20 protein-coding genes and 1 pseudogene are annotated in these 23,827 nt (G+C 41.9%); 10 read left to right on the forward strand and 11 right to left on the reverse strand.

Features of this window, described 5'->3' with window-relative positions; all coding sequences use genetic code 11:
• Positions 1–130 precede the first annotated feature (130 nt).
• Positions 131–805 (reverse strand): energy-coupling factor ABC transporter ATP-binding protein, encoded by a 675-nt coding sequence (locus RMX98_RS04390; RefSeq protein ID WP_322676671.1) that lies wholly within the window; start codon positions 803–805, stop codon positions 131–133.
• A gap of 332 nt (positions 806–1,137) precedes the next feature.
• On the opposite strand from RMX98_RS04390, the gene RMX98_RS04395 reads away from it, so the two are divergent.
• The 3 genes from RMX98_RS04395 (at position 1,138) to RMX98_RS04405 (ending at position 3,207) form a co-directional block, all read left to right on the forward strand.
• Positions 1,138–2,070 carry a Sll0314/Alr1548 family TPR repeat-containing protein gene (locus tag RMX98_RS04395; protein ID WP_322676672.1) on the forward strand — a complete coding sequence of 311 codons (933 nt, stop codon included), beginning with the start codon at positions 1,138–1,140 and terminating at the stop codon, positions 2,068–2,070.
• Positions 2,071–2,314: 244 nt separating this feature from the next.
• Positions 2,315–2,767 carry a DUF3531 family protein gene (locus RMX98_RS04400; RefSeq protein ID WP_069070833.1) on the forward strand — a complete coding sequence of 151 codons (453 nt, stop codon included), beginning with the start codon at positions 2,315–2,317 and terminating at the stop codon, positions 2,765–2,767.
• Positions 2,768–2,775: 8 nt separating this feature from the next.
• Positions 2,776–3,207, forward strand: coding sequence for an NUDIX hydrolase (locus RMX98_RS04405; protein ID WP_322676673.1), 432 nt, complete (start codon positions 2,776–2,778; stop codon positions 3,205–3,207).
• 62 nt (positions 3,208–3,269) lie between these two features.
• On the opposite strand, the pseudogene RMX98_RS04410 reads toward RMX98_RS04405, so the two are convergent.
• The 6 genes and pseudogenes from RMX98_RS04410 to ssuD all read right to left on the reverse strand — a co-directional run.
• Positions 3,270–3,371: pseudogene (locus RMX98_RS04410) on the reverse strand (toxin-antitoxin system HicB family antitoxin); the annotation flags it as partial.
• A gap of 4 nt (positions 3,372–3,375) precedes the next feature.
• A complete protein-coding gene (locus RMX98_RS04415; RefSeq protein ID WP_322676674.1) occupies positions 3,376–4,731 on the reverse strand; it encodes a (Fe-S)-binding protein in 1,356 nt (451 codons plus the stop codon).
• A 62-nt stretch (positions 4,732–4,793) separates the two neighbouring features.
• Complete coding sequence (locus RMX98_RS04420; protein ID WP_322676675.1) at positions 4,794–6,128, reverse strand: FAD-binding oxidoreductase; 1,335 nt, start codon at positions 6,126–6,128, stop codon at positions 4,794–4,796.
• An 883-nt stretch (positions 6,129–7,011) separates the two neighbouring features.
• Complete coding sequence (gene ssuE / locus RMX98_RS04425; RefSeq protein ID WP_322676676.1) at positions 7,012–7,578, reverse strand: NADPH-dependent FMN reductase; 567 nt, start codon at positions 7,576–7,578, stop codon at positions 7,012–7,014.
• Positions 7,575–8,213 (reverse strand): carbonic anhydrase, encoded by a 639-nt coding sequence (locus RMX98_RS04430; RefSeq protein ID WP_322676677.1) that lies wholly within the window; start codon positions 8,211–8,213, stop codon positions 7,575–7,577. The genes ssuE and RMX98_RS04430 overlap by 4 nt, the downstream gene beginning before the upstream one ends.
• Before the next feature lie 27 nt (positions 8,214–8,240).
• Entirely contained in the window at positions 8,241–9,401 is a 1,161-nt protein-coding gene (gene ssuD, locus RMX98_RS04435; protein WP_322676678.1) for an FMNH2-dependent alkanesulfonate monooxygenase, read from the reverse strand.
• Positions 9,402–9,983: 582 nt separating this feature from the next.
• Between ssuD and RMX98_RS04440 the strand changes: the two genes are divergently transcribed.
• A complete protein-coding gene (locus RMX98_RS04440; RefSeq protein ID WP_322676679.1) occupies positions 9,984–10,514 on the forward strand; it encodes an MgtC/SapB family protein in 531 nt (176 codons plus the stop codon).
• A 441-nt stretch (positions 10,515–10,955) separates the two neighbouring features.
• The gene (msrB, locus tag RMX98_RS04445; protein WP_322676680.1) at positions 10,956–11,450 is read left to right on the forward strand and encodes a peptide-methionine (R)-S-oxide reductase MsrB; all 495 of its coding nucleotides are present in this window, start codon (positions 10,956–10,958) and stop codon (positions 11,448–11,450) included.
• A 567-nt stretch (positions 11,451–12,017) separates the two neighbouring features.
• Here the strand turns inward: msrB and RMX98_RS04450 are convergent.
• On the reverse strand, positions 12,018–12,617 hold the full coding sequence (locus RMX98_RS04450) for an MBL fold metallo-hydrolase (protein ID WP_322676681.1): 600 nt from the start codon (positions 12,615–12,617) through the stop codon (positions 12,018–12,020).
• A gap of 190 nt (positions 12,618–12,807) precedes the next feature.
• On the opposite strand from RMX98_RS04450, the gene RMX98_RS04455 reads away from it, so the two are divergent.
• Positions 12,808–13,986, forward strand: coding sequence for a pyridoxal phosphate-dependent aminotransferase (locus tag RMX98_RS04455; RefSeq protein WP_322676682.1), 1,179 nt, complete (start codon positions 12,808–12,810; stop codon positions 13,984–13,986).
• A 480-nt stretch (positions 13,987–14,466) separates the two neighbouring features.
• A complete protein-coding gene (locus RMX98_RS04460) occupies positions 14,467–14,838 on the forward strand; it encodes a four-helix bundle copper-binding protein (protein WP_322676856.1) in 372 nt (123 codons plus the stop codon).
• A 123-nt stretch (positions 14,839–14,961) separates the two neighbouring features.
• On the opposite strand, the gene modB is transcribed toward RMX98_RS04460, so the two are convergent.
• Entirely contained in the window at positions 14,962–16,812 is a 1,851-nt protein-coding gene (gene modB / locus RMX98_RS04465) for a molybdate ABC transporter permease subunit (RefSeq protein WP_322676683.1), read from the reverse strand.
• Positions 16,813–17,106: 294 nt separating this feature from the next.
• Here modB and RMX98_RS04470 point away from each other — a divergent pair, with 294 nt between their 5' ends.
• A complete protein-coding gene (locus RMX98_RS04470) occupies positions 17,107–19,155 on the forward strand; it encodes a potassium channel family protein (protein WP_322676684.1) in 2,049 nt (682 codons plus the stop codon).
• 187 nt (positions 19,156–19,342) lie between these two features.
• Here RMX98_RS04470 and RMX98_RS04475 read toward each other — a convergent pair whose 3' ends face one another.
• Positions 19,343–20,245, reverse strand: a complete 903-nt coding sequence (locus RMX98_RS04475; protein ID WP_322676685.1) for a class I SAM-dependent methyltransferase — start codon at positions 20,243–20,245, stop codon at positions 19,343–19,345.
• Between the two features lie 273 nt (positions 20,246–20,518).
• Between RMX98_RS04475 and RMX98_RS04480 the strand changes: the two genes are divergently transcribed.
• Together RMX98_RS04480 and RMX98_RS04485 are read left to right on the forward strand one after the other, a co-directional pair.
• On the forward strand, positions 20,519–22,027 hold the full coding sequence (locus RMX98_RS04480) for an FAD-dependent oxidoreductase (RefSeq protein WP_322676686.1): 1,509 nt from the start codon (positions 20,519–20,521) through the stop codon (positions 22,025–22,027).
• 107 nt (positions 22,028–22,134) lie between these two features.
• A complete protein-coding gene (locus RMX98_RS04485; protein WP_322676687.1) occupies positions 22,135–22,488 on the forward strand; it encodes a DUF6464 family protein in 354 nt (117 codons plus the stop codon).
• A gap of 83 nt (positions 22,489–22,571) precedes the next feature.
• Here RMX98_RS04485 and fmt read toward each other — a convergent pair whose 3' ends face one another.
• Positions 22,572–23,576, reverse strand: a complete 1,005-nt coding sequence (gene fmt / locus RMX98_RS04490; protein WP_322676688.1) for a methionyl-tRNA formyltransferase — start codon at positions 23,574–23,576, stop codon at positions 22,572–22,574.
• Positions 23,577–23,827 lie beyond the last annotated feature (251 nt).

Genomic DNA, 23,827 nt, shown 5'->3' on the forward strand with positions numbered 1-23,827 from the left:
TTTGAGAGATTTATTTGATGCATTCTCTTAGTATTCTTATAGTTGTATTGGGCATTCTCCCCCTGCCTCCCCTGCCTCCCCTGCTCCCCCTGCTCCCCCTGCCCCCTGCCCCTTGTCCCCCTCTCTTTTCTCACACAATTGGTAAAGGTTCTTTAACTTTGGATTCTAGTGACTTTGGGTCTACTGATTCTAGTTCGCCGTGGTTGAGTGTCCAACAACGGTCTGCGATCGCTAACAGATCCCCAGCATCGTGTGTCACAATTAACAATGTCCAATCTTGTTTCAGTTTCGCTAATAAATTTACCAGTTGCCGACGCATTGACCAATCTAACCCAGCTGTGGGTTCATCTAATAACAGTAAATTTGGCTGGCGAATCAATTGCACTGCCAAAGCTAAACGTCGTTGCTGTCCACCACTCAAAGCATGAGGAGCAGCAGAAAGCGATAAATGCTCTAATCCCACTTCACTCAGGGCTTGTTTAACTCGTTCTGACCCTAATTCAGGATGTCCTAAACGCAATTCTTCTAAAATCGAACCACCGCAAAAGTGCCGCTCTGGAAACTGAAATACTAACCCGGCTAATTGTTGTAGCTGTTCGGCTATAAGTTCTTGTTCCCGCCAGAAGAGTGCGCCAGTAGTGGGTTCAGCTAGCCCCGACAAAATTTCTAGTAGGGTACTTTTACCCGAACCACTCGGGCCAATAATCAAACCTAGCTGCTGGGGTGCTAATTCTAAATTGATCGATTTGAGAATCGCTGTTGGGCACGCTGTGGGGTGATAATTTACATTTCGGAGATAAAGCATTTGTTAAGATTACCAAAAAGTCAGCAAATTACTAATTAGCTACACTGAAAGTGTCTGGAAAATTCTAGAAAAAAATTTACAGCGCATTACCTGGATTAACACCTTAATTTAGCAGCAAGAATTATCCACTTTTTCTCCATTGTGGCAGACTCAGCCTGAAATAATGGCTAGAGCAAGCCTGGAAACATGGAAAGATTACCAATATATAAGAAAATTTTGGTTGAAGCAAAGGCAAGTTAACACTTCGACTTCGCTCAGTGTAAAAATTAACCATTTTTGCATTCTAAGTAACACATACAACTATTTCAACCACAATTATTTTGAAGGTCAAAATGACTAATAGGTTTTCTTTGCCTCAATTATTAGTGTCTCCTAAACTCACTACCTTTGCTCAGACTGCTTTTACAGTTGCGATCGCACTTAATGTCTGGGTAAATCCCTCGCTGGCTGGCGATCCGTTTCGCGATCGCGAACCTCATCAAATTGGCGACCAAACAGAAGCAGCTTTTAAAGCAATTTTCCAACAGGGCAACTATCCAGCAGCACAGCGTTATCTGGAACAAGCACTATCCAAAGAGCCAAATGAACCTCTAGCTTATGCTATGAGTGCATCTTTGGCATACGGAAATAAGGATTGGGCTAAACTAAACACTTACAGTCAGAAAACTTTAGAAACCGGACAAAAACTGATTTCTAGCGATCCATTGCGTGGTAATTTATACACTGCTGTTGGTCATTTTTTGGAGGGAGCAGTAATTATCACCCGTGAGGGTACTGTCAATGGTGTGCCACAAGCTTTTAGTCGGCTGCGGCAAGTTTATGAATATTTAGACAAAGCCGAAGCAATTTCTGCCAACGATCCAGAACTGAATTTAATCAAGGGTTATATGGATTTATTATTGGCGGTTAATTTGCCTTTTGCTAGTCCAGATCAGGCAATTGGACGCTTAGAAAAAAATGCTGCTCCTGGGTATCTCGTGGATCGGGGTATTGCTCTTGCTTACCGGGATTTAAAACGGTATCCACAGGCACTAGAGTATGTCAACCGGGCGATCAAAATCACATCAGATAATCCAGAAATTTATTATCTTAAAGCCCAAATACTTAAACAACTGGGGCAAAGAGAAAAAAACCAGCAGATAATTCAGGAAGCGATCGCTAATTTTGACAAAGCATTGACCAAAAAATCTCAACTCCCAGGCGATTTAGTCAAACAAATTGAGCGTGAACGCAAAAATGCTGTTAGCCTTAAAAATCCTGGATAGTTGGGCATTGGCGATTAAGTTTTTTCTCTATCCCCTATGCCCCATTCCCGTTCGACTACGCTACCTCGGCTCCCTTCTCTACGAGAGGCTGCGCCCGAAGCGTAGCTATGCCGCAGGCTTTACGACTGCGCTACCTCGACTTCTCTACGAGACGCTACGCGAACGCTCGGCACAAGTCACGGCAAGCCCATGCTCTACTTTGATATGCTTATTTGCAGAAGAGTAATTGAGATATTAGACCAAAATGGAGATTCAGTTTCGCGAAATTAATCCTTTTGATATGTGGATTTGGCTGAAATTCAGCACAAATCCTTCTGCGCGTGAAAAGCAGTATGTAGAAGAAGTTTTCAATTCCTGGTTTTATTTAGGTAAATTGGGTGCATTTAATGCAGAAAATCTCCAGGTGCAGGACACTGGACTCGATATCAGCTACATGAATTATGATGAACAGGGATATGACAAAAGCCTGCTAGCACTGATGCACAACATTGGTGAGTTTGAATATGAGGGACAGTGGGGACGTTGTTGGTTTGACTTAGGAACCAGTGATGCGATCGCATTGGATATTTTAATCAACGCTCTCACCCAGCTAAGTCAAGAATATGTGACCATTGAAGAATTGTACATCGGTGGCGAAAATCCAGATTGGCCTATTGAGGATAGCGAAAGTCGTCCTCAGTCTATTTACGATAATTAGTTACCAAAATGAATAAAGCAGGGGAAATTCGGGTAATAGCCTTGGGGCTAATTCGGGATGGCGAACGCATATTTGTTTCTGAAGGCTACGACCCTGTAAAGCAAGATAGATTTTATCGTGCTTTGGGCGGCGGGGTGGAATTTGGCGAAACCAGCCGCGACGCGCTACAACGAGAATTTCAAGAGGAAATTCAGGCAGAGTTAAAGAATATTAAATATTTAGGTTGTATAGAAAACCTGTTTACATTTAATGGTAGACAAGGTCATGAAATTATTCAGCTTTATCAGTGTGACTTTGTTGATTCAAAATTTTATCAACTAGAAAGTTTAGTTTTTTCAGAATCACAAACACATAAACATAAAGCGTTATGGATGGATATTTCTCGCTTTAAATCTGGGGAATTCAGATTAGTACCTGAAGTATTTTTTGAATATTTATAAATCATCTGGAAATTTACTAAGATTGCTTTGCCGTTAATTAATGCAATCGCACTCAGCAAAGAGACAATATACTGGTTGAGACTAACGCCTTCTTGTTCAGAAGTCTCAGCTAAACGCCGATGTAAATAGTAAGGTGCGTTAAACTCAGTCTTAACGCACCCCAATTTACTACAATTTCAACTTTTCACCGCGAATTGAATAATCTAACAACTCCATCGGGTGAATAACTGAAATCTTCTTACCTTGCAACTGCAAATGCTTTGTAATCTGCAAAGTACACCCCGGATTAGCAGAAGCAATTAACTCAGCACCAGTATTTAACAAATTCTGCACTTTTTGCCGACCCAATTCTTCAGAAACTTCCGGTTGCAGCATATTATAAACTCCAGCACTGCCACAACACAAAGCCGCATCTATTGGTTCCCTCAACTTTACCCCTGGAATTTGCCACAATATCTGACGCGGTTGCACACTAATTTTTTGTCCATGCAATAAATGACAAGCATCTTGATAAACTAAATTCAAGGGTTTATCGCTCAGTGATGAAAGTTTTGCTGTTAAGCCAACAGTTGCCAAAAATTCTTGAGCATCTTTCACCTTAGCTGCAAAATCCTTCGCTTTTTCTCGATATTCTGGGTCATCTTCTAAAATGTGACCGTATTCTTTCAAAGTATGACCGCAACCAGCAGCATTGATAATCACGAAATCTACATCTGTTTTGGCAAAACTATCAATCATCTGTCTTGCTAAAGCTTTCGCTTGTTCTGTTTGTCCTTGGTGTTCGGGAAGGGCCGCACAACAACCTTGAGATTTGGGAATCACAACTTCACAACCATTCGCTGTTAAAACCCTCACCGTCGCTTCATTCACAGGTGAGAAAAACAGCCTTTGGACGCAACCCAAAATCACCCCGACTCGATACCGCTTCTCACCTTTAGCAGGAATCACGCTAGGCAAATTATTTTGAAAAGATTTGAGAGTAATTTCTGGCAGAATTGATTCCATTGCTGCCAAACGGGGCGATATTTTATTCAGTAAACCCGTAGCCCGAAAGAATTTATCAAACCCCAACTTTTGATAAACTAACAACGGAACTAATAAAACCCGTAAAAGATTGGGATAAGGAAACAGAGAAAATATCAGTTGACGAAAAAATTGATCTGGTAAACTGCGAGGATAATTTCGTTCAACTTGGTGACGAGTTGCAGAAATTAACTTATCATACTGCACACCAGAAGGACAAGTACTCACACAAGCAAGACACCCCAAACAAGAATCAAAATGTTCTACAGTTGCCGTATTGAGAGCAATTTCCCCCTCATTAATTGCATCCATTAAATAGATGCGTCCTCTAGGAGAATCCATCTCCTTGCCAAGCACCCGATAGCTGGGACAAGTCGAGAGACAAAATCCACAATGTACACAACTATCAATCAACTTCGGATCAGGCGGATGACCCTCATCAAACCCCTTCAAATTCTTTAAACTAGCCGTATTATTAACAGAATTGTCTGAAACTTGCATAATTAATTCTTTTCCCCTCTTCCTTTGCGTCCTTTGCGCCTTCGCGGTTCGTTTCTTATTTCTTAAATTCCACCCACAAACCGACCAGGACTTAAAATATTCTTATTATCAAACTGTTCCTTAATACGGCGCATTAACGGCAAAGCATTGCCCGTGTAACCCCAAACATCTATTTGTTCTTTAACAGCCCTTGGTGCTGACAAGATTGTTAAAAAACCACTACTCGCTTGAGTGCGTACGCGCAGCCCACCGCAGGCATCCCGCACCTTTAAAACTTGATTTTTACTCTCTAATTGTAACAAACCTAAACCACTACTAATATGAATCAAACCTAACTCCACCTGAGTCAAAATCTCCACAGCAGTAGTAGGTAACACTCCTATTTTGCAGGTAATTACTGATTCTGTAGCAGCAGTATGTATTCCTTCTTGCAATCTCTGCCATAGATTAGCCTCGTCATTATCAGCAAAAATTGCCCCATCTAAGCCCAACTTTTGCCCTACTTCCAAAACTCGATTTGACTGTTCCTTGACACTTTCACTAATACTTTGAAAGCGAGCAATTAATCCCAGTCCTTCACCCAAACCTAAGCTGGACACCAAGTTAGCTGATAGCAAATCAGCCTGAACTGGTGTTAACGCCGAACCTCGAAGGATATCAGCCGCTTGAGATACAGCCTCTGCATTACCTGTTAGTACCACCGTCCCTGATGCCTCTGCTAGCGGATACAGGCGAAAAGTTAATTGACTAATAAAGCCTAATGTGCCGTAAGACCCCGTAAGCAACTTCATCAAGTCATATCCAGCAACATTTTTAACTACTCTTCCTCCAGCTTTGGCGATTTCTCCATCAGCACGGACAAAGGTAATACCTAGTAACTGGTCGCGCACACTACCATAACGTTGCCGCAGAGAACCTGTATCACCTGTGGCAACAATACCGCCAATAGTTGCAGATTCTGGTGCTGTGGGGTCAAGGGCGAGAAATTGCCGCGACTTTGCCAAAAGTGCTTGCAAATCGGAAAATTTCATCCCAGCTTCTACCGTGACAGTCAAATCACCAGCAGCGTGTTCAATCAGTTGGTTCATGCGTTCTGTACTGACTACAACATCAATACCTTTGGCTAAACCACCCCAGTTGAGTTTACTGCCACTACCACAGGGGAGGACGCGCCAGTTATTTGTGTGAGCTGTGGCAATGACTGCGGCTAGTTGTTTTTGAGTGCGAGGATAGACAATACAAGTAGGTGATTTTCCAGAAGCTATAGCCTGTTGAATACGTTTTTTCTGACCGAGTTCGATATTTTCCCAAAGACAAACAGCATTTTCTTCGCCGACGATAGATGCAAAATCAGAAGCGCAGACGGCTTTTGGTCTGTCATTAGACATTGCTTTCATTGAGTTTATTTTTTTACGCCCTACATCTAATTTACTGGCTAAACTGACCAAAAAAGCACATCGCCATTAATATACGGTGGCTTCAATATGGGGAGCTTGTAATCAGTGCCAAATAAAAGCAGGTTTGTTCTTCAGGCGATCGCTACTCTTTTACAATAAATTCTTACAGTAGTCTGTAACTTTAACGTTGACGACAAATGATCTACCAATATGAAAATCAATAAATCAGGAGTCAGAATACAGAATTCAGAATTCAGAATACTCTACCGATAAAGGGATAGAGTTTTAGCTTGTTGAATATTTTATTTTTTTCGCTCACCAAGGACGTATATTCATTAATAACTCGTACAGAATTCATGCTGTTAGCGGATAGCTAAGGTTTAGCCCATTCTGACCGGAGGCGGAGCGTCTCCGGCTCCGCTCCTGATTTCTGAATTCTTATAAAATTTCAGGGGAAAAAGTAGTAGATGAGTGAAATTTACTCATCTACTACAGGTAGAGTTAGGAGACAATTTGCATATATACAAGATATTGTATAGAAAAAATTATGAATTACAAAGGTTTTATTTGAATACAATAAAAAAGTTTGGAGATAAATATGAACGTAGTATAGGACTCATATTTGATTTTTGAAAAAATTCGGTACACCTTAATCTTCCTTCTGAAATCCTCTTGCCTATTGCCTATTGCCTATTGTCTATTCCCTACTAAGCCAACTGATTTCAGTAATCAAACCGGATTCCTATATATTAATTTTAATATTGCGATAAAAGTGCAATTTTTGAGAGTAAATTTCTGTGGCTTTGATTAACTTTAAAAAAAGTAACAGATGGGTAAAAATTACCCCTCTGCTACAAGCAAACGGAGGTATAAACTTGATTATTTAATTGGCATGAACCAATTCTTGAGGTGCGGCGGCATCATATTCTACAGCTTTCACAAATTCTTTGAGAACGTCTTTGAGTCTTTGCTCAATTTCCTCATCTAACAGGACGCTGTTATCGGGTTGTCGTTGAATTTGTTTGTCTACTGCATAAATTGTAGCGAGGATATGCCGCGCTCCTAATTCAGATAACACAGGTTTCAGGGCATATTCAATTGCCAATAAATGAGCGATCGTTCCACCCAAAGCAATTGGTAACACGGGTTTACCTGTTAATGATTTTTGTGGCAACAAATCTAGAAATGTTTTTAGCACTCCTGTGTAAGCAGCTTTGTAGATTGGGGTGGCAATAATCACACCATCTGCCTTTGCTAATAATTCTTTTGGCTGTTCTAAAGCAGGGCTGTCGTAACGCCCAAAAACTAAATCTTCAGCAGGCAAATCTCGAACTGAAATAATGTCTACGTGCAAGCCTTCTTGTTGTAAAAGCTTGGCTGTGTATTCGACAAAACCGTAAGTTCGAGATGGATGGGTTGGACTACCTGCGATCGCTAGAATATTTGTCATTCAATTAAACTCCCAATTTCTGAAATGGGTTCAGTATGGTTTACAGTTTTGGTCTTCATAGCTGATGCTGTGTTGACCTTCTCACTCAGACGTTTGTGGGGACGGCGCAAACTCATACTTTCTACTTCCCAGATGTAACCATGAATAACCACATCTTGGGGAATTAAAGCAGAATTACGCAGTAATTCCACCTGCTGTATGCAGATTTCATCCACATCAGTAAACGTTTTGATCCATTTGGAAAAAACGCCTTTTGGTAGCTTCAACTCTGGCAAAGCGGGATCGACATTAACTCGATCCACATCAATACCTTGATTTCGCAATACCTCACTGAGAAAATCTCCTGATGCTGTCATCATGCCACATTCGGTATGATTAATAACGATGATTTCTTTGGTGCCAAAAAACTGTGTAGTTAACATTGCTGACCGAATCGCATCATCCGTAACTAATCCCCCAGCATTACGGAAAATATGAGCATCTCCTTCACCAATTCCCAATGCTTTTTCTATCGGTAATCGCTCATCCATGCACGCTAACACCCACAAGCGTTTATTGTTAGGTATTCCCAACTGACGACGCAATGCCCACGCTTCTTTTTCTGAGATTTTTTGGTCGATTTGTTGGTGCAGCATGGCTATTAATCTCCTAGTTCATAACTACTAGGATATGGACGTTGCTCTTTCTTGAAGCTTTTGCTTAGGGAAATCTTCATTTGCCACAATCTCGCCGAATGGACTTAAGACGTGTTGCTTCTCCACTGCGGGTAAATTATCTAATGGCAAATGGGGAAATAGAAGTTCTGCAACTCGATAAGCTTCCTCTAGGTGGGGATAGCCAGAGAGGATAAAGGACTCAATACCTAAAGAAGCATATTCTAATATCCTGGCAGCTACGGTTTGGGGATCGCCGACTAAGGCTGTTCCTGCACCACCCCGGACTAAACCGACTCCCGCCCACAGATTCGGGCTAATCTCTAATGCCTCACGATTACCGTGGTGTAATTGAGTCATTCGCTGTTGTCCAACTGAATCCATTCGGGCATAAGCTTTTTGAGCTTTAGCGATCGCCTCATCATCTACATATTTAATCAAATCATTCGCTGCATCCCAAGCTTCACTCTCGGTTTCACGCACAATCACATGTAGGCGAATCCCAAACCGCAAAGTCCGGCCTTCTGATAAAGCAAGTTTGCGAACTGATGCAATCTTCTCGGCTACTTGCGCCGGTGGTTCGCCCCAAGTTAGATAAACATCTACGTGCTTGGCAGCAATTTTTTGGGCGATGACAGAAGAACCCCCAAACCACAAGGGCGGATATGGCTTCTGAACAGGTGGAAACAGCAGCTTACCATCTTGGATATTAAGATAGTCGCCTTGGAGATTGGCTTGTTCACCACTAGCGATCGCTCGCCATACTGTCAAAAATTCATCTGTTAATTCATAGCGCTGATCGTGATCCAAATGCAAGCCATCTCCCGCTAACTCCACGGGATCGCCACCGGTCACGACATTAATCAGCAAACGTCCTCCAGAGAGGCGATCAAAAGTCGCCGCCATCCGTGCTGCTACCCCAGGTGATACCAAGCCGGGACGAATCGCCACCAAAAAACGCATCTGTCGCGTCAGTGATACCAGCGTTGACGCGACAATCCAAGCATCTTCGCAAGAACGACCCGTGGGCAGCAATGCCCCTGTATAACCAAGGTCATCCACCGCTTGGGCAATCTGCCGCAGATAAGGAAAGCTTACTGCCCGTCCGCCTGTAGCAGTTGCAAGGTAACGTCCGTCGCCGTGGGTTGGGATGAACCATAGTAGCTGCATGAGTCCTGTCCTTTTAAACTACGGCAATTCGATAGAAATACCGTGCTTTATTTATAGTTTTAACAATATCACATATCCTACTTAATCAAGCAAGATGTTTTTCATAAAACTCCGGTATCTCTATCAGACCAATGTATATTAGGCGTGTTCAATAAGCTAGCGATCGCAAAAATTGGGAAAGAGGAGGCAAGAGGCAGGAGGTCACTGAATCTCGACTCACAACGACTGCGCGGTAGTTGAATCTCGACTTCGCTCGATTACCGCGTAGTCGAAACTCAGTGCAAGTCGCTCGATTTCCGCGTAGTCGAAGTGAGGCAGAAGTTCTTTAATTTTGAATCTGGAATTTTGAATTGATTTCTCCTTGCTCCCTCATCACCTTCCTTCTGTCTCTAGGAAGAATCCAGCAATGGTGGCTTTGTGTATACTTATTTACTTATACGTAACCTTTTGTTAAATTAACCTTAATGTACTAAAAACCTATTGATTTGCTGTGCTTAAGCTTTCAGCTACAAAAGTGAGTAGCCATCCATCTCACTGCCAATAGGTGCAAAATTGTGTTCTATCTCTTGGAGAAATAAGGCAATGGGGCCGATGTTTATTGCTGCCAACGATTGGCCACATATAGCGTTTAGATTATCTTTGGCGCTCCTGGTTGGTTGCTTGATTGGATTTAACCGTCAGCAAGGAGGAAGGCCAGCAGGGATGAGAACATTCATGCTTGTGAGTATGGGGGCAGCACTATTCGTGATGATTCCTTTGCAGGCTGAGGGCGAGAGTCCCTATGCTGCTACCAATGCACTGAGTCGCACAATTCAAGGTGTAGCTACCGGGGTTGGATTTCTCGGAGCTGGATTGATTTTACAAGAGTCTCCGAGAAAATCTGCAACGCCAAAAGTTAAGGGTTTAACTACAGCCGCCTGTGTCTGGACGGCAGCTGGTTTGGGGGCTGCAATTGGTTGTGGTTTGTGGCAAATGGGATTATTAGGAGGCTTACTGACTCTGATTACCCTCAGTGGGGTAAAGCGGCTCAATCGCGCATTTGTATTTCTGACGAGCCAGGGTAAACACCGAACTACTGAGCATTTCAATACCTCTGATGAAGATGATGATTGACCGTAGTTTATGCTCCAATTGAAAACTATACTTGCTATTGTCCAAAAATCAGGTGAAATAGATCCGATTCCCACCTAGTATTTAGAGGTTGTTTGAAAAGTGTTTTGCTGTGACTTTAGGCACTTTAGATCCCCCCTAACCCCCCTTAAAAAGGGGGGAACCGGAGTCAAAGTCCCCCTTAAAAAGGGGAGCCAGTGCGGTCTTGGGGTTTCCCCAAGTGGAGCATCTGGCGTGGATTTAGGGGGATCTAAAACTTTTGATACCGACAAGAGGACTTTTCAAACATCCTCTTAGCTGAAAAATAATTTGTTGTTTCTTTGCTTATTTTAATCAGTTTATCAGGGCTAATTCAGAGCGATCGCTGATTATAGTCATTCATGTAGGGAATTCCGTACTGGAGTTGATTGTCCAGTGAAGCTGAAAATAGAAAATAATAGATATATGGACAAACGCTATTTTTTACAGGCTAGTGCAGTCATAGTCGGCACAGCATTGTTATCAAGGTATATCAAATGGGGGCCAGAAGCGATGACAACTTCTAGTAGTGGATTTGAAGTTACCAAACCAGAATCAGAGTGGCGCACGATTTTAACGCCAGAACAGTTTAATGTATTGCGTAAACATGGGACTGAACGCCCTTATACTAGCCCATTAGATAAGGAATACGACAAGGGTACTTATTATTGTGCTGCGTGTGAACAGCCACTATTTACATCTGATACCAAATTCAACAGTGGTACTGGCTGGCCTAGCTTTTTTAATCCAATTGAGGGTGCGATCGCCACTACTGTAGACAAGTCGTTGTTTATGACCAGAACTGAAGTGCATTGTAGTCGCTGTGGTGGTCATCTAGGTCATGTTTTTGATGATGGCCCTGCACCCACTGGCAAGCGGTACTGTATGAACGGCGTTTCGCTGAAATTTGAGCCTGCTTGATTAAGTTGCGTCACCGATAGCGTAGCATTAGCGAGTCAAGACCTTCTTGCGTCGCTAACGCTGCACCATCAAGCATCACATCCCGTCTTAACATCGCACACACAACTTAAATCATCAGATTTTGATACTTGACCAAGAGTGAATAAATTTTTGACAATAACTCTTCTTATTCAGTCCTACTGGACAAAATATTGTCAATGTAAAGAAATGCAACTCTTGGTCTTCGCTAAAACTATTTACCTAAATCGTCCTATTTGCTTGAATCTTTTTTCTCCTTTTTGTCTTTAGGATCTTTTTTAGGTTTTTTAGCTTCTTTATTACTTTTTCTTTCCTTAGACATTAGTGTTCTCCAGCTAGGTTAATCAGTGAAAGCTTCCACATTCTGCCGTTAAGGAATCAGGAGGTGGCTTACCTGATATTCTTTTAAGGTAGAAAAGAAAGTATTAGATAGAAATGCTACTAACTACCATCATACGGTGTTGTTTGATTTTCTTCTGACAGCCTTTTTATCTATTTGAACTAAAATCGCCTGTAGGGTAGCATAGCTAGCTGTGCTACCCTAATCATTTATAACGTCGCTACAAGTTCCTTTAAGCGATCGCGTCCATCCCGAAAGACTGGCCATCCATCCCCCACCAACACTGCTTCTACCCGACTCAGTTGAGCCAACCTCTGCACAGAAGCAACAGCCTCCTCTCGATTCAGCAGCTTGTCATCTGGTAAAATCGTCAAGCTACCCGCTTTACGTGCCCGGACTAAATCTCCTGTAATTAAAGTTGTCTCTTCTAGTAACAAAGCCAACTCACCGGGAGTTTTAGAACCTTGGAGTTCAATCACCTCTAGTCCTGGCACAAATTCTTCACCATCAGATAACCAGCGATCGCAAGGTATAGGAAAAGTGTCTTTTTCTGCTATTGGGCCTGCAATCTTAGCATAGGTTTGATCGGCAATTTCTTTACTTGCCCTGATATGTTCAGAATTCGTCAGCACAATCCAAACCACACCGCCGAGGGATTTTAGATGATTCCAATCATGGTTTGATAGGGCTACTGGGTCAATCAAGATGTTGCCATCTGGCCGAATCCAGGCAATCCCATTGAAATCAATATTTCTTGCCGGATTGAAATTAGACCAGCTATAAAGATCGGGACGGTGCAAAGATTTCATGATGATTCTGGATCAGTACTTCAATAATTGACTATTAATCTCAATAATTAAGTATATAGATTATTAAGGTTGCATTCCCTCTGGATCTAGAATTTGAGTATACTACGATAAATCTATCAACATTATAGGTTTCGTCTGGGTTACAGAAATTCACAGGATTTCGGCAATAAAGATCGACGGAGGTATAGGGGTGAGTGAGATTAAGCGCCAAAAAATATCAGCGAAGGCAGAACAGTTTACAGAGTCTGTGATTCGAGAAATGACGCGGGTAGCACTGCAATACGATGCAGTGAATCTAGCGCAGGGTTTCCCTGATTTTCCCTGTCCCCCAGAATTGAAACAGGCAGCATATCAGGCGATAGGGGCAGATGTTAATCAGTATGCCATTACTTGGGGCGATCGCCCGTTTCGTCATGCGATCGCTAACAAAGTCCGTTGGTATCTCGGCTTAGATATCAATCCCGAAACCCAAATTACCGTTACCTGTGGTTCCACAGAAGCAATGGCATCTGTGATGCTGGCAACAGTCGATCCCGGTGACGAAGTAATTGTATTTGAGCCATATTACGAAAACTACGGCCCCGATGCGATTTTAGCTGGTGCTATACCCCGCTACGTGACACTGCATCCTCCCCATTGGACATTTGATGAAGCACAGTTGCGTCAAGCTTTCAATGCCAATACTAAAGCTATTATTATCAACACACCCCACAATCCCACAGGTAAAGTCTTCACCCGTGAAGAACTTACCCTAATTGCTGAACTTTGTCAAAAATGGGATGTGCTAGCGTTTACAGACGAAATCTATGAACATATTCTCTATGACGGCACTCAACATATTGCCCTAGCGACTCTTCCCGGTATGGAAGAACGCACCGTTACTATTAACGGTTTATCTAAAACTTATAGCGTCACTGGATGGCGAGTCGGCTACATTTTGGCAAACCCTGAATTGACAGGGGCGATTCGCAAAGTTCATGATTTTCTCACCGTTGGCGCACCTGCACCATTGCAACGAGCCGGAGTTGCCGCGATGCAACTACCACCATCTTATTATGAAGAACTAGCCAAACTTTATCACCAGAAACGAGACAGCATTTTACAAATTCTAGACCAAGTTGGAATTCCCTATTTCGTTCCCAAAGGAGCCTATTACGTTCTTGCAGATATTTCCAAATTTGGCTATAAAACAGATGTTGAATTCACTTACCATCTGATTAAAAATATTGGTATTGCTGTAGTTCCTGGTTCCAGCTTTTTCAGTCAACCAGAAAAAGGACATTCGTTAATCAGATTTTGCTTCAGCAAAAGACCTGAGACATTACAAGCAGCGAGCGATCGCTTACTCAAATTGCAATCAAATCTATAAGCTAGATTATATCTTATGTAAGTTGTGAAAATTACTTTTTTTGAGGAAATTTACTTTTAAGTGCAGTTGAAATTCCATTATGAATTACGAGTTTTTTAGGACATATATCTTTAACTTAATAAAACCTGGGTTAATATAAATTTACAAATGCTTAGTTTAGGCATTCATTTGTTAAAAACAATAACATTATTTTCGAGTTAAATTTAACTCTAACTTTTGATCCCCGATATAAAGTTGACTTGCCAAAGGAAACCACACTTGTAAATGAGAGTTTCCAAACCTTAATGTATATGATTCTCCAGAAAAACAACACCAAACTAGTGTAGAATACCTGCAATTTTCCGGTAATTATATCGGGATAGTAGGCTTAAAAATTCTGCATTAAAAACCCCATTGACTCTTTAAAAGGATAAGACTAATGTGATGAGTAGTCCTACCAAGGACACTATCTATACATCAAAAAATCAGGAGGTATTTCCGATGATGATGATGATGGCTGAAACCATGACTCCAGAAATGCAAACTTGCATGGATGTTTGTATGGACTGTCATAAAATGTGCATGGAAACCATGACTCATTGCATGAGTAAAGGTGGTCAGCACATGGACAAGAACATGATGAGCATGATGAGTATGATGCGCGATTGCTCAGAAATGTGCATGATGTGCATGAATATGATGATGAGCGGTTCTGAGTTCATGGAACGCACTTGTATGCTTTGCGCGGAAATGTGCGATCGCACTGCAATGGCGTGTGAGATGATGAGCGATGACGCGAAAATGATGGAATGTGCTGCCGCTTGTCGCAAGTGTGCAGAGTCTTGCAGAAGTATGCACATGATGCCCGCATAATTCTACGACAATCTAGCAGAAGTTTCTCTGCAACCTAATATTCAAGCGCTCAGACTCTTTGGGTCTGGGCGCTTGAAGTAAAGTTATTTTGAAGAATTTCCCGCGTCCCGCACATCTCTGCGTTTATTCCATCAAAATCAAGCGCAGAGGATCTAAACGCACATACCAAGGAAAAGGTTTGTCTTTCATCGTCGCCCATTTTTCTTTGAAGACTTCAGCTTGCAGATGGTAATCTTGAGAATTCTTGCCAGCCGAGTGTAATTTAAGAAACAACGTCATTCGGTGGGGCGTTTCACTGGTTCGTACTATCCAGCAGGGAAAGGTATTTTCCTGCGATGAGTCGTTGGTAAAAATGAACTGATGGGCACGAATACCGATGTGAGATAATTCGCTTTTGACTGGCTCAATTACTTGCAGAGTACAATCCCAATCAATCGCTTCCACCTGTTGTGATGACTGGAGAACAGCACGGGAGAAGTTTTTGCATCCAGTGAGTTGGGCAACACTAACGGTAGCAGGATGCTGGAAAATCTCATGTTTGCTACCATAATGAACGGCTCTGCCATGCTCCAATACCAATAGATTCGGGCAAATCCGATAAGCTTCTTCCATATTATGGGTGACAAATAGAGTCACACCTTGGTAATCAGCTAGAGTTTCTGTCATTTGCTGCTCTAATTGACTACGTAGATGGGTATCAAGTGCCGAAAACGGCTCATCTAAAAGTAATGCTTCCGGTTGACTTGCCAATGCTCTTGCCAAAGCTACCCGTTGTTGTTGTCCCCCAGAAAGTTGGTGCGGATAGCGATCGCCTAATCCCTGCAACTGCATCGCTATTAACTGTTCCTCCACCTGCACCCGAATACTCCCAGCAGATAGGTTTTTGGGCAAGCCAAAAGCGATATTTTGCGCCACACTCATGTGGGGAAACAGAGCGTAATTCTGCACTAAAAAACCGATGCGGCGATCGCGGCTAGGTAAATTAATTCCTTGTTCTGAGTCAAACAAAACTCTGTCATTTAAAACTATACGCCCAGTTGTGGGCGTTTCTATCCCCGCAAGGCAACGCAAAATCATGCTCTTACCTGCTCCAGAACCTCCTAACAATCCCAAGGGTTGCTCATCAGTAGTGAAAGCAACTTTTAAATCAAAGCTAGGAAGTATTTTTTCAATATTGACAAACAATCCACCAGATTCAAAACTAGATTGCGGAGTATAAAGAATTTCTTCCCCTGCTCCACTTCGGCTACGCTCAGTGACCACCTGCTCCCTGGTTACTGAGCGGAGTCGAAGTATGCTCCCCGCTCCCCTCCTCTTTTCTCTCAATTCTTGCCAGAAGTTGACTGCAATAATTCCAGATAGAGAAATCACCATAATTGCGATCGCCCAAAACCAAGCCTCGTTCATTGCTCCCGCTTCCACCGCAAAATAAATCGCCATTGGGATTGTCTGCGTTTGTCCGGGAATGTTACCAGCCAACATCAACGTTGCGCCGAATTCTCCTAAAGCACGGGCAAAAGCGAGCATTGTGGCGGCGACAATGCCGGGTAGTGCTAAGGGTAAACTAATGCGCCAAAAGATTGTAGTTTCAGTTGCACCAAGGGTTCTAGCGACTCGTAGCAAGTTGCCATCTATTTGTTCAAAGGCTCCTAGTGCAGTTTTATACATTAATGGGAAAGAAACTACCGTGGCTGCGATCGCCGCACCATACCAAGTAAAGACGATGCTGAAGTCAAAAGCCCCCATAAATTTCCCTACAGGGCCATTTTTGCCAAAAAATAGCAGCAGCAAGAACCCGACAACTGTGGGCGGTAAAATCAGGGGCGCAATAAAGATACCCTCAATTAACGATTTACCTTTGCCACGATATCCCAACATCCAGTAGGCAGCAGCGATACCCAAAAAGAAGGTGATAAATGTGGCAAGTAATGAAGTTTTGAGTGATATCCAAAGAGGCGATAAATCCAATGGCATAGTTGCGTAGGGAAGAATTAGCTCAACTAATCCCTAATTTACCAACTTTGGCTTTAATATGTTGAAAAAAGTTGGTAAATTACATAACAATCAATCAAGGAAATCCCGAAAACTAGCCAAACTTTAAACAAGATTCGCCTTCAGTTAGGTATCAAATATCAAAATTCGATACGGTTTATGATCATTTGATACTCATCTTGAAACCAACTGGTAAAATTGTTAGAAATTACCGAAGTGTAAAAACCCTATTAAACACATCCTGTTAGCAGTATCGAATACTACCGTCAACAGAAAGTGCATCCCCCTCCTACTAGCAATCAAAAAAAACCCCAAGACCTTTTCTTAGTATGCGGACTCAAAAGTTTAGGTCAACATTGCGTAGCAATCCTCAAGGAATACGATGTTAAAGTCAGTGCCATTGAGGATGTGCAGCCCGAACATTGGGAAGTCCCAGAAATACCTAACTTACTAGAAAAGTTAATCATAGGAGACTGCCGCCAGCGAAGTGTTTTAGAGCGAGCAAATATATGCCAATGTCGTTCAATACTTTTAGTAACCAGAAATGAGCGGATAAATATAGAAGCTGCCTTTGCAGCACGCCGTCTTAATCCGCACGTTCGCTTGATTGTACGTTCTGACAAACAAAATTTCAACAAACTCTTGTGGGAAAATCTCGGTAATTTTGTTGCCTTTGAACCTACTCATCTTTCAGCTCATGCCTTCGCTCTCACAGCCCTTGGTTCTGAAGCTATTGGATATTTCACCTTAGAAGGGCAACTGTTGCAAGTAATAAAGCACCAGGTACAAGCGAAGGATAGTTGGTGTAATGGCAAGCCAGTACATAGACTCAATCTCACAACTCGCCGCATCTTGAGTCACAGACCCGTTTCATCTAACCCAAGCAAAGAATTGTTTGGCTGGAACCCAGAGGCAGAAGTACAGGTAGGAGACACGCTAGTTTACATTGATGTGGCATACGATTTAGCTTTCTCTGAACAACGTCGGCAATCTCATAACCAAAAGTGGCAGTGGGAACAGTTTATCCAAAATATCACAGCGAAAAATCTCAAGGATAAAATAGTGCAATTTTGGCAATCTTACTATCAAAGCCAAAATCAAATCCGGCGAATTGCAACAATCTATGCGATTACTGTACTCATCCTGTGGCTTGTTGGAATAATTCTTTATCGCTTATATTATCCTGACATCACCATCCAAGAAGCTTTCTATGCCACAGCAATTTTGCTCTTGGGAGGATACGGAGATTTATTTGGCGGTGTTGAGTTTGCAGCGCAATCAAAGCCCTCAGACGCTATCCCTTGGTGGTTGCGGTTGTTTAGCCTGGGACTGACGTTGACAGGTCAAGCTTTCGTAGGAGTATTATATGCACTCCTGACTGATGCTCTTGTCACTTCAAGATTCCATTTTTTCAATTCCCGCCCTCCAATACCACAACGCAACCATCTAATAATTATTGGCTTAAATCGCTTGGGACAGAAAGTGGCTGCTCTTTTGCAAGAACTTAACCAGCCGTTAGTAGGAGTTCATCCTACCACTCTCGACCAAGAAACTTTACCCGATATGCCCCTTGTCGTTGGTAATGCTACCGAAGCACTCATTAAGGCGAATATCTCCCATGCTAAAAGCATCATTTTAGTTGGGGACGACAATATGGAAAATCTGGAAATTGGTTTGATGGCTCATGCAATGAATCCCGCTACTACCTTGATAATCCGCTCTCAAGACCGCCAATTTAGTGATAATGTCGCCCCTCTATTCCCTTATGCTCAAGTTATATGTGGTGCGGCTTTGTCGGCAGAAGTTTTTGCTTGTGCTGCTTTTGGAGAAAATGTTTTGAGCTTGTTTCACTTGAATGAGCAAATAGTCATGGTGACGGAATACAAAATTGAAGATGGCGATACCCTGAATGGGTTGCTTTTATCTGAAATAGCATCTGGTTACAGTGTTGTACCGATTCTCTACCAAAAATATCAGCAAGACAATTACTCTTTAATGCCCTGGTATGATGTTAAGCTTGATGCTGGCGATCGCTTGATTGTTTTAGCTACAAGTACTAGTTTGCAGCGAATTGAATGGGGTGAAATGCTGCCTCGTCTTTGGCAGGTGCAAATTGAAAAAGCTTTAACTACAAATGCCATTATGTATGGTGCTGAAGAGATAATTTTGATTACAGGATGTAGTTCTACTAGCGCTAGGCAATGGATGAATAATTTACCGAGAGTGTTGCCGATATCACTTTATAAGCATCAAGCTCAACGTCTCGTGCGCGAGTTAACAAAAGTGCAAGTTTTGGCAAATGTTATCTACATTGGGCAACCTTAATCCTCCCATAACTATAAGTCATATCATCTGTGGATAATTATTGGAGTTTAGACTAAATAATCAAACTCAAAGCAAAAAATAAAAAACAAAGTTTATAGGTATTTATTGTAAAATAAAAGCACAACATTGTTGTGCTTTTATAGATTATTAGCATTCAGTTCATTGTGACAACCAGATAGTTTCTTAATTAGTCCAGGTGAGTGCTGTAGGCACTAAAACCGTAAGCCAAAGTTTCTTTTAAATTGTCTGATGGCTTGAGACTTCTGTTGATAGCATTAGCAAATGGTACTGGGATTCCTTTAATGGTTTCCGGCAAAATTGCATATTCTTGCGTTGGTTCGACAATGTATTGTGGACACTTCGTTTTCATGCCAGCAGTCGCCAACATTTCGTCTATTTCAACGGCTGAATATTGCTTAAGATAAACTGGATTTCTCACAAATGGGTTCAGCCTTCTAATAAAATTATGGATAATATGAGAAGGACAAGACTTATTGTGAAAGGAATGATTAAAAACAAAAATTCCACCAGGTTTTAGCACACGAGATATATCCGCTAGCAAATTTCTTAATTGTGCATCTGGAATATGCATAAACACGCAATTAGAAATTACTAAATCTATAGAATTATCTTCTAAAGGCAATATTTCAGCAGAAGTACAAATCAACTTAAATTCAGCTTCGGGGAAAAAATCATATTCTTGTTTAACTTTGATTAACCGCCGCAATAAAGGTTCAGAAATATCAATTCCATAATATTTCTCGCATCTCAAATTTTTCGCTTTAGAGAGATGTAAAGGTGCGCGACCATAACCAGAACCAATTTCCAGAATAGAACCGACAGATTTATTCAACGGAAATTTGTTCCAAGTACCTCCAGGCGTTCCAGTTAGCAGAGTGTAATCTTGTTTTATGGGCGATGTCTCTGCAACTTTTTCAATTTTTTGGGAACCATAATATGTTTTACCAATTGCGTCCCATGTTTTTTTATGTTGAGTATTATTTAATTGTTCATAGTCACTAGGAAAATAAATTCCATCTCGTAATTCAAAGTCATTCAAACTAAATTTTACGTTTGCTAATCGACTCATTATGATTATTCCTCATGAATAGCTAAGTCTGTTTTCTGTTATACTCCTAACTCAGCATTAACCGCAAGTGATTTTTTCGGAACCGCTTTCCCTAAACCCTTTTTTCAAGTCTATAACTATTTTAAATTTGATGGAATATGGAAAGAGTGCATAGATATCCACCTAAATCTCCTATTGCATCCAAAGAAAAACCGTTATAATAACAACCCGTTGCCTGATTAGAACACAAGTTCGTATACATTAATTGATGGACTGCAACAATTGGAGGCTCTGATGGTAGGAGGGTTACAACAAAAACGGGTGGTAGTTGTAGGTGCTGGTTGGGCTGGTTTAGGAGCAACTTACCATTTGGCAAAACAAGGTTATGATGTAACGCTTCTCGAAGCAGGCCCCTATCCTGGTGGATTGGTGGCAGGTTGGCAAACAGCAGCCGGAAAATCTGTTGAAGCTGGGATTCATGGGTTCTGGTATCCTTACAGAAATATTTTTTCCCTGATTAATGAATTAGAAATTAATCCTTTTACTACTTGGACTCGTTCTTCACAATATTCGCCAGCAGGTTTAGAAGTTGAATCACCAATTTTTCAAGATTTACCGCGACTCCCCTCGCCATTGGGAACTTTTCTCTACACTCAGTTTAAGCGGCTGCCACTAATTGACCGTCTCAGCGCCCTGCCTTTACTTTATGCGGTTGTTGATTTTGATAATTCCGATGCAGCTTGGCGGCGCTATGACTTTGTAACTGCCCGTGAATTGTTCAAAGACTTTAACGTTTCTTTCCGACTTTACCGCGATGCTTTTGAACCGATGTTATTAGTGGGCTTATTTGCCCCTGGTGAACAATGTTCAGCTGCCGCAACTTTAGGGATGCTTTACTTTTTCATTCTGGCTCATCAACCCGATTTTGATGTGGTTTGGTGTCGGGGAACTGTAGGAGAAAAGATATTTCGTCCTTGGGTGGAACGTATTGAAAAAGCTGGGGCGCGAGTGCTGCCAAAGCGTCGGGTTACAGACTTAATTGTTGATAGTAATCAAGTCAAAGGTGTGGTTTGCGGTGATGAGATTTTTGATGCAGATGCCGTGATTTTTGCGGTTGGAATCACGGGTATGAAGAAAATTGTCTCAACTAGCCCTAGTTTACAAAGCCGTGAAGAATTTCGTAATTTGAGCAATTTAGGAGCAATTGATGTTTTAGCAACACGACTATGGTTTGACCGTAAAATTGATATTCCTCGTCCTTCTAATGCTTGTTTTGGATTCGACGAAACTACAGGTTGGACGTTTTTTGATTTGAATGCTTTACATGATGAATATCGGGATGAACCGGGAACAGTAATTGAAGCTGATTTCTATCACGCGAATCAGTTTTTGGGTTTGAGTGACGAGGAGATTTTAGCAATAGTTCAGGGTTATTTAGCAACTTGTATCCCAGCGTTTCGGGAGGCAAAGATTATTGATAGCAGTGTAATTCGGCTACATCAGGCGGTAACTCACTTTGCACCTGGTAGCTATCGTTATATGTTGCCCGCGAAGACAAGCTTTGAGAATGTATTTATGAGTGGGGATTGGATTGTGAACCGTCATGGTTCCTGGTCGCAGGAAAAGGCTTATGTTACTGGTTTGGAGGCGGCGAATTTAGTGGTGTCTTATTTGGGAGAAGGTCAGCCATCTGAGATTTTAGCTGTAGAAGAGGATGAAGCGCATATCCAAGTGGCGCGATCGCTCAACCAAACTTTGCGTCACTTGAGCAAATCTATCCTACCTGACTTTTGGTTGCCTTAATCCGTAGGAACGCGAAGAGTTAATCAATAATTGTAATCTAAATTCGGTAAGCTAAAGAAAGCGATCGCGATACTATCCTTATAATGTAAATCAAATCACATCAGCTTATGGAGCCAGACTCTTTACAAACCGAGGTGATTCTGACGCATCCGCGTGAGTCCCTCGGTAAAGTGCAACTTGATTGGACACCCCAACCCGGAAATTATCTCGATTTTGAAGGTAAAACCTACGCGGTTTTAGAACGCCGCCATCGATACCAACTTAAAGGTGGGCGCTACCGCTTGCATAATATTGCCATTTATGTACAGTCTGCTAAACGACCATCTGAGAAAAGTTTGGTTGCGGGACGTTGGGTAATCGGTGATGCCACCTGCTGCTATAATGCTCATTCAGAACTCATTCGCTGTGCAGTCAACCCAGATGGCCCTTGCGAATCTTGCCGCTTTTATGAAAAGTCTTAGGAGAGACGCGATTAATCGCCTCTGTACAGGAATTAGGAGCTAAAAATTATTCTCCATAATCTCCCTTATCTCTTCCATCCCCGTCAGCTTCCTGTACCAAAAACTTCTCCCACAGTTAAGCGGCTACCATTAACAAAATCCCATCCCGACTGGGGACGTTTACCTGCTAGCTGAACCTCTCGTAACAGCAAGAAACCTTCCCCAGTTTGAACGATCGCGCCAATTCCTTTGACAATGCTGACTATAACTCCCGGCTTGTCTGATGTATTTGACAAATCAGGCAATTTATGGATTAATTCTTGTAATTCTGGTGGGAGTTCGCTATCGCCTACACAACCAAGGGGAGCAGAAGCAGTGATTTTCACCAGATTGTCACGAAAAGTAGCGGTGCAGTTAGGATAAAAGCCTCTGATTTGATTGTGTAATTGAATCGCGCTTTTAGACCAATCCAAACCATAATCTGGCTTTTGAATCAGAGGTGCATAAGTAGCTGCTAAATTATCTTGAGGAATTGGTTGAATTTCCTGGCGTTCCAACTTCAGCAGAGTTTCTACCAACAAATCCCCACCAATCGCAGCTAGTCTTTCGGCTAAATCTTGGGCGTTATCCAGTAATCCAATGGGTGTAGTGGCAATTTGTAACATTGCGCCAGTATCCATCCCCACATCCATTAACATGGTCGTGATCCCCGTTTCCTTCTCACCGTTATACAAGCACCATTGAATCGGCGCTGCACCCCGATATTTCGGTAAAATCGAGCCATGCACATTAATGCAGGCTAACTTTGGCATATTCAAGATTTTTGACGATAAAATCTGTCCATAAGCGACAACAACAAACACATCTGCATTTAATTGTTTGAGTTGGGTTAAAGTTTCAGTGTCTTTTTTCACCCGCTCAGGTTGCCATACTGGTAAGTTGTGAGCAGTAGCGATCGCTTTTACAGGTGATGGAGTTAGTTTATTTCCCCGTTCCCGGCGTTTATCTGGTTGGGTGACAACTGCTAGCACTTCAAATTCTGAATGATTCAATAACTTTTCCAAGGTGGGTACAGCAAACTGAGGTGTACCAAAGAATACAATTTTCATTAATAAATTAGTTGTTAATCGTTAGTCATTAGTTAATCGTAAGTGCGCTCTTGATAACTGACAACATTTTAGTTGTATGTTGAGATAGAATCTACTAACCTAGCATCTAGCCAGATCCTGTATTCGGGGCGATGCTTGGAAAACACAGTTGATTTACTGTAAATAATATTGGATGTTTGGTGGTACAATATCTTCGTATTGTTCAAACCAAAGGCTGCTTGATTAACTTAATAGTTAAGTTAACAAGTGTA

It is taken from the genome of Nostoc sp. DedQUE02 (genome assembly GCF_034531035.1).
Lineage (GTDB): Bacteria > Cyanobacteriota > Cyanobacteriia > Cyanobacteriales > Nostocaceae > Nostoc.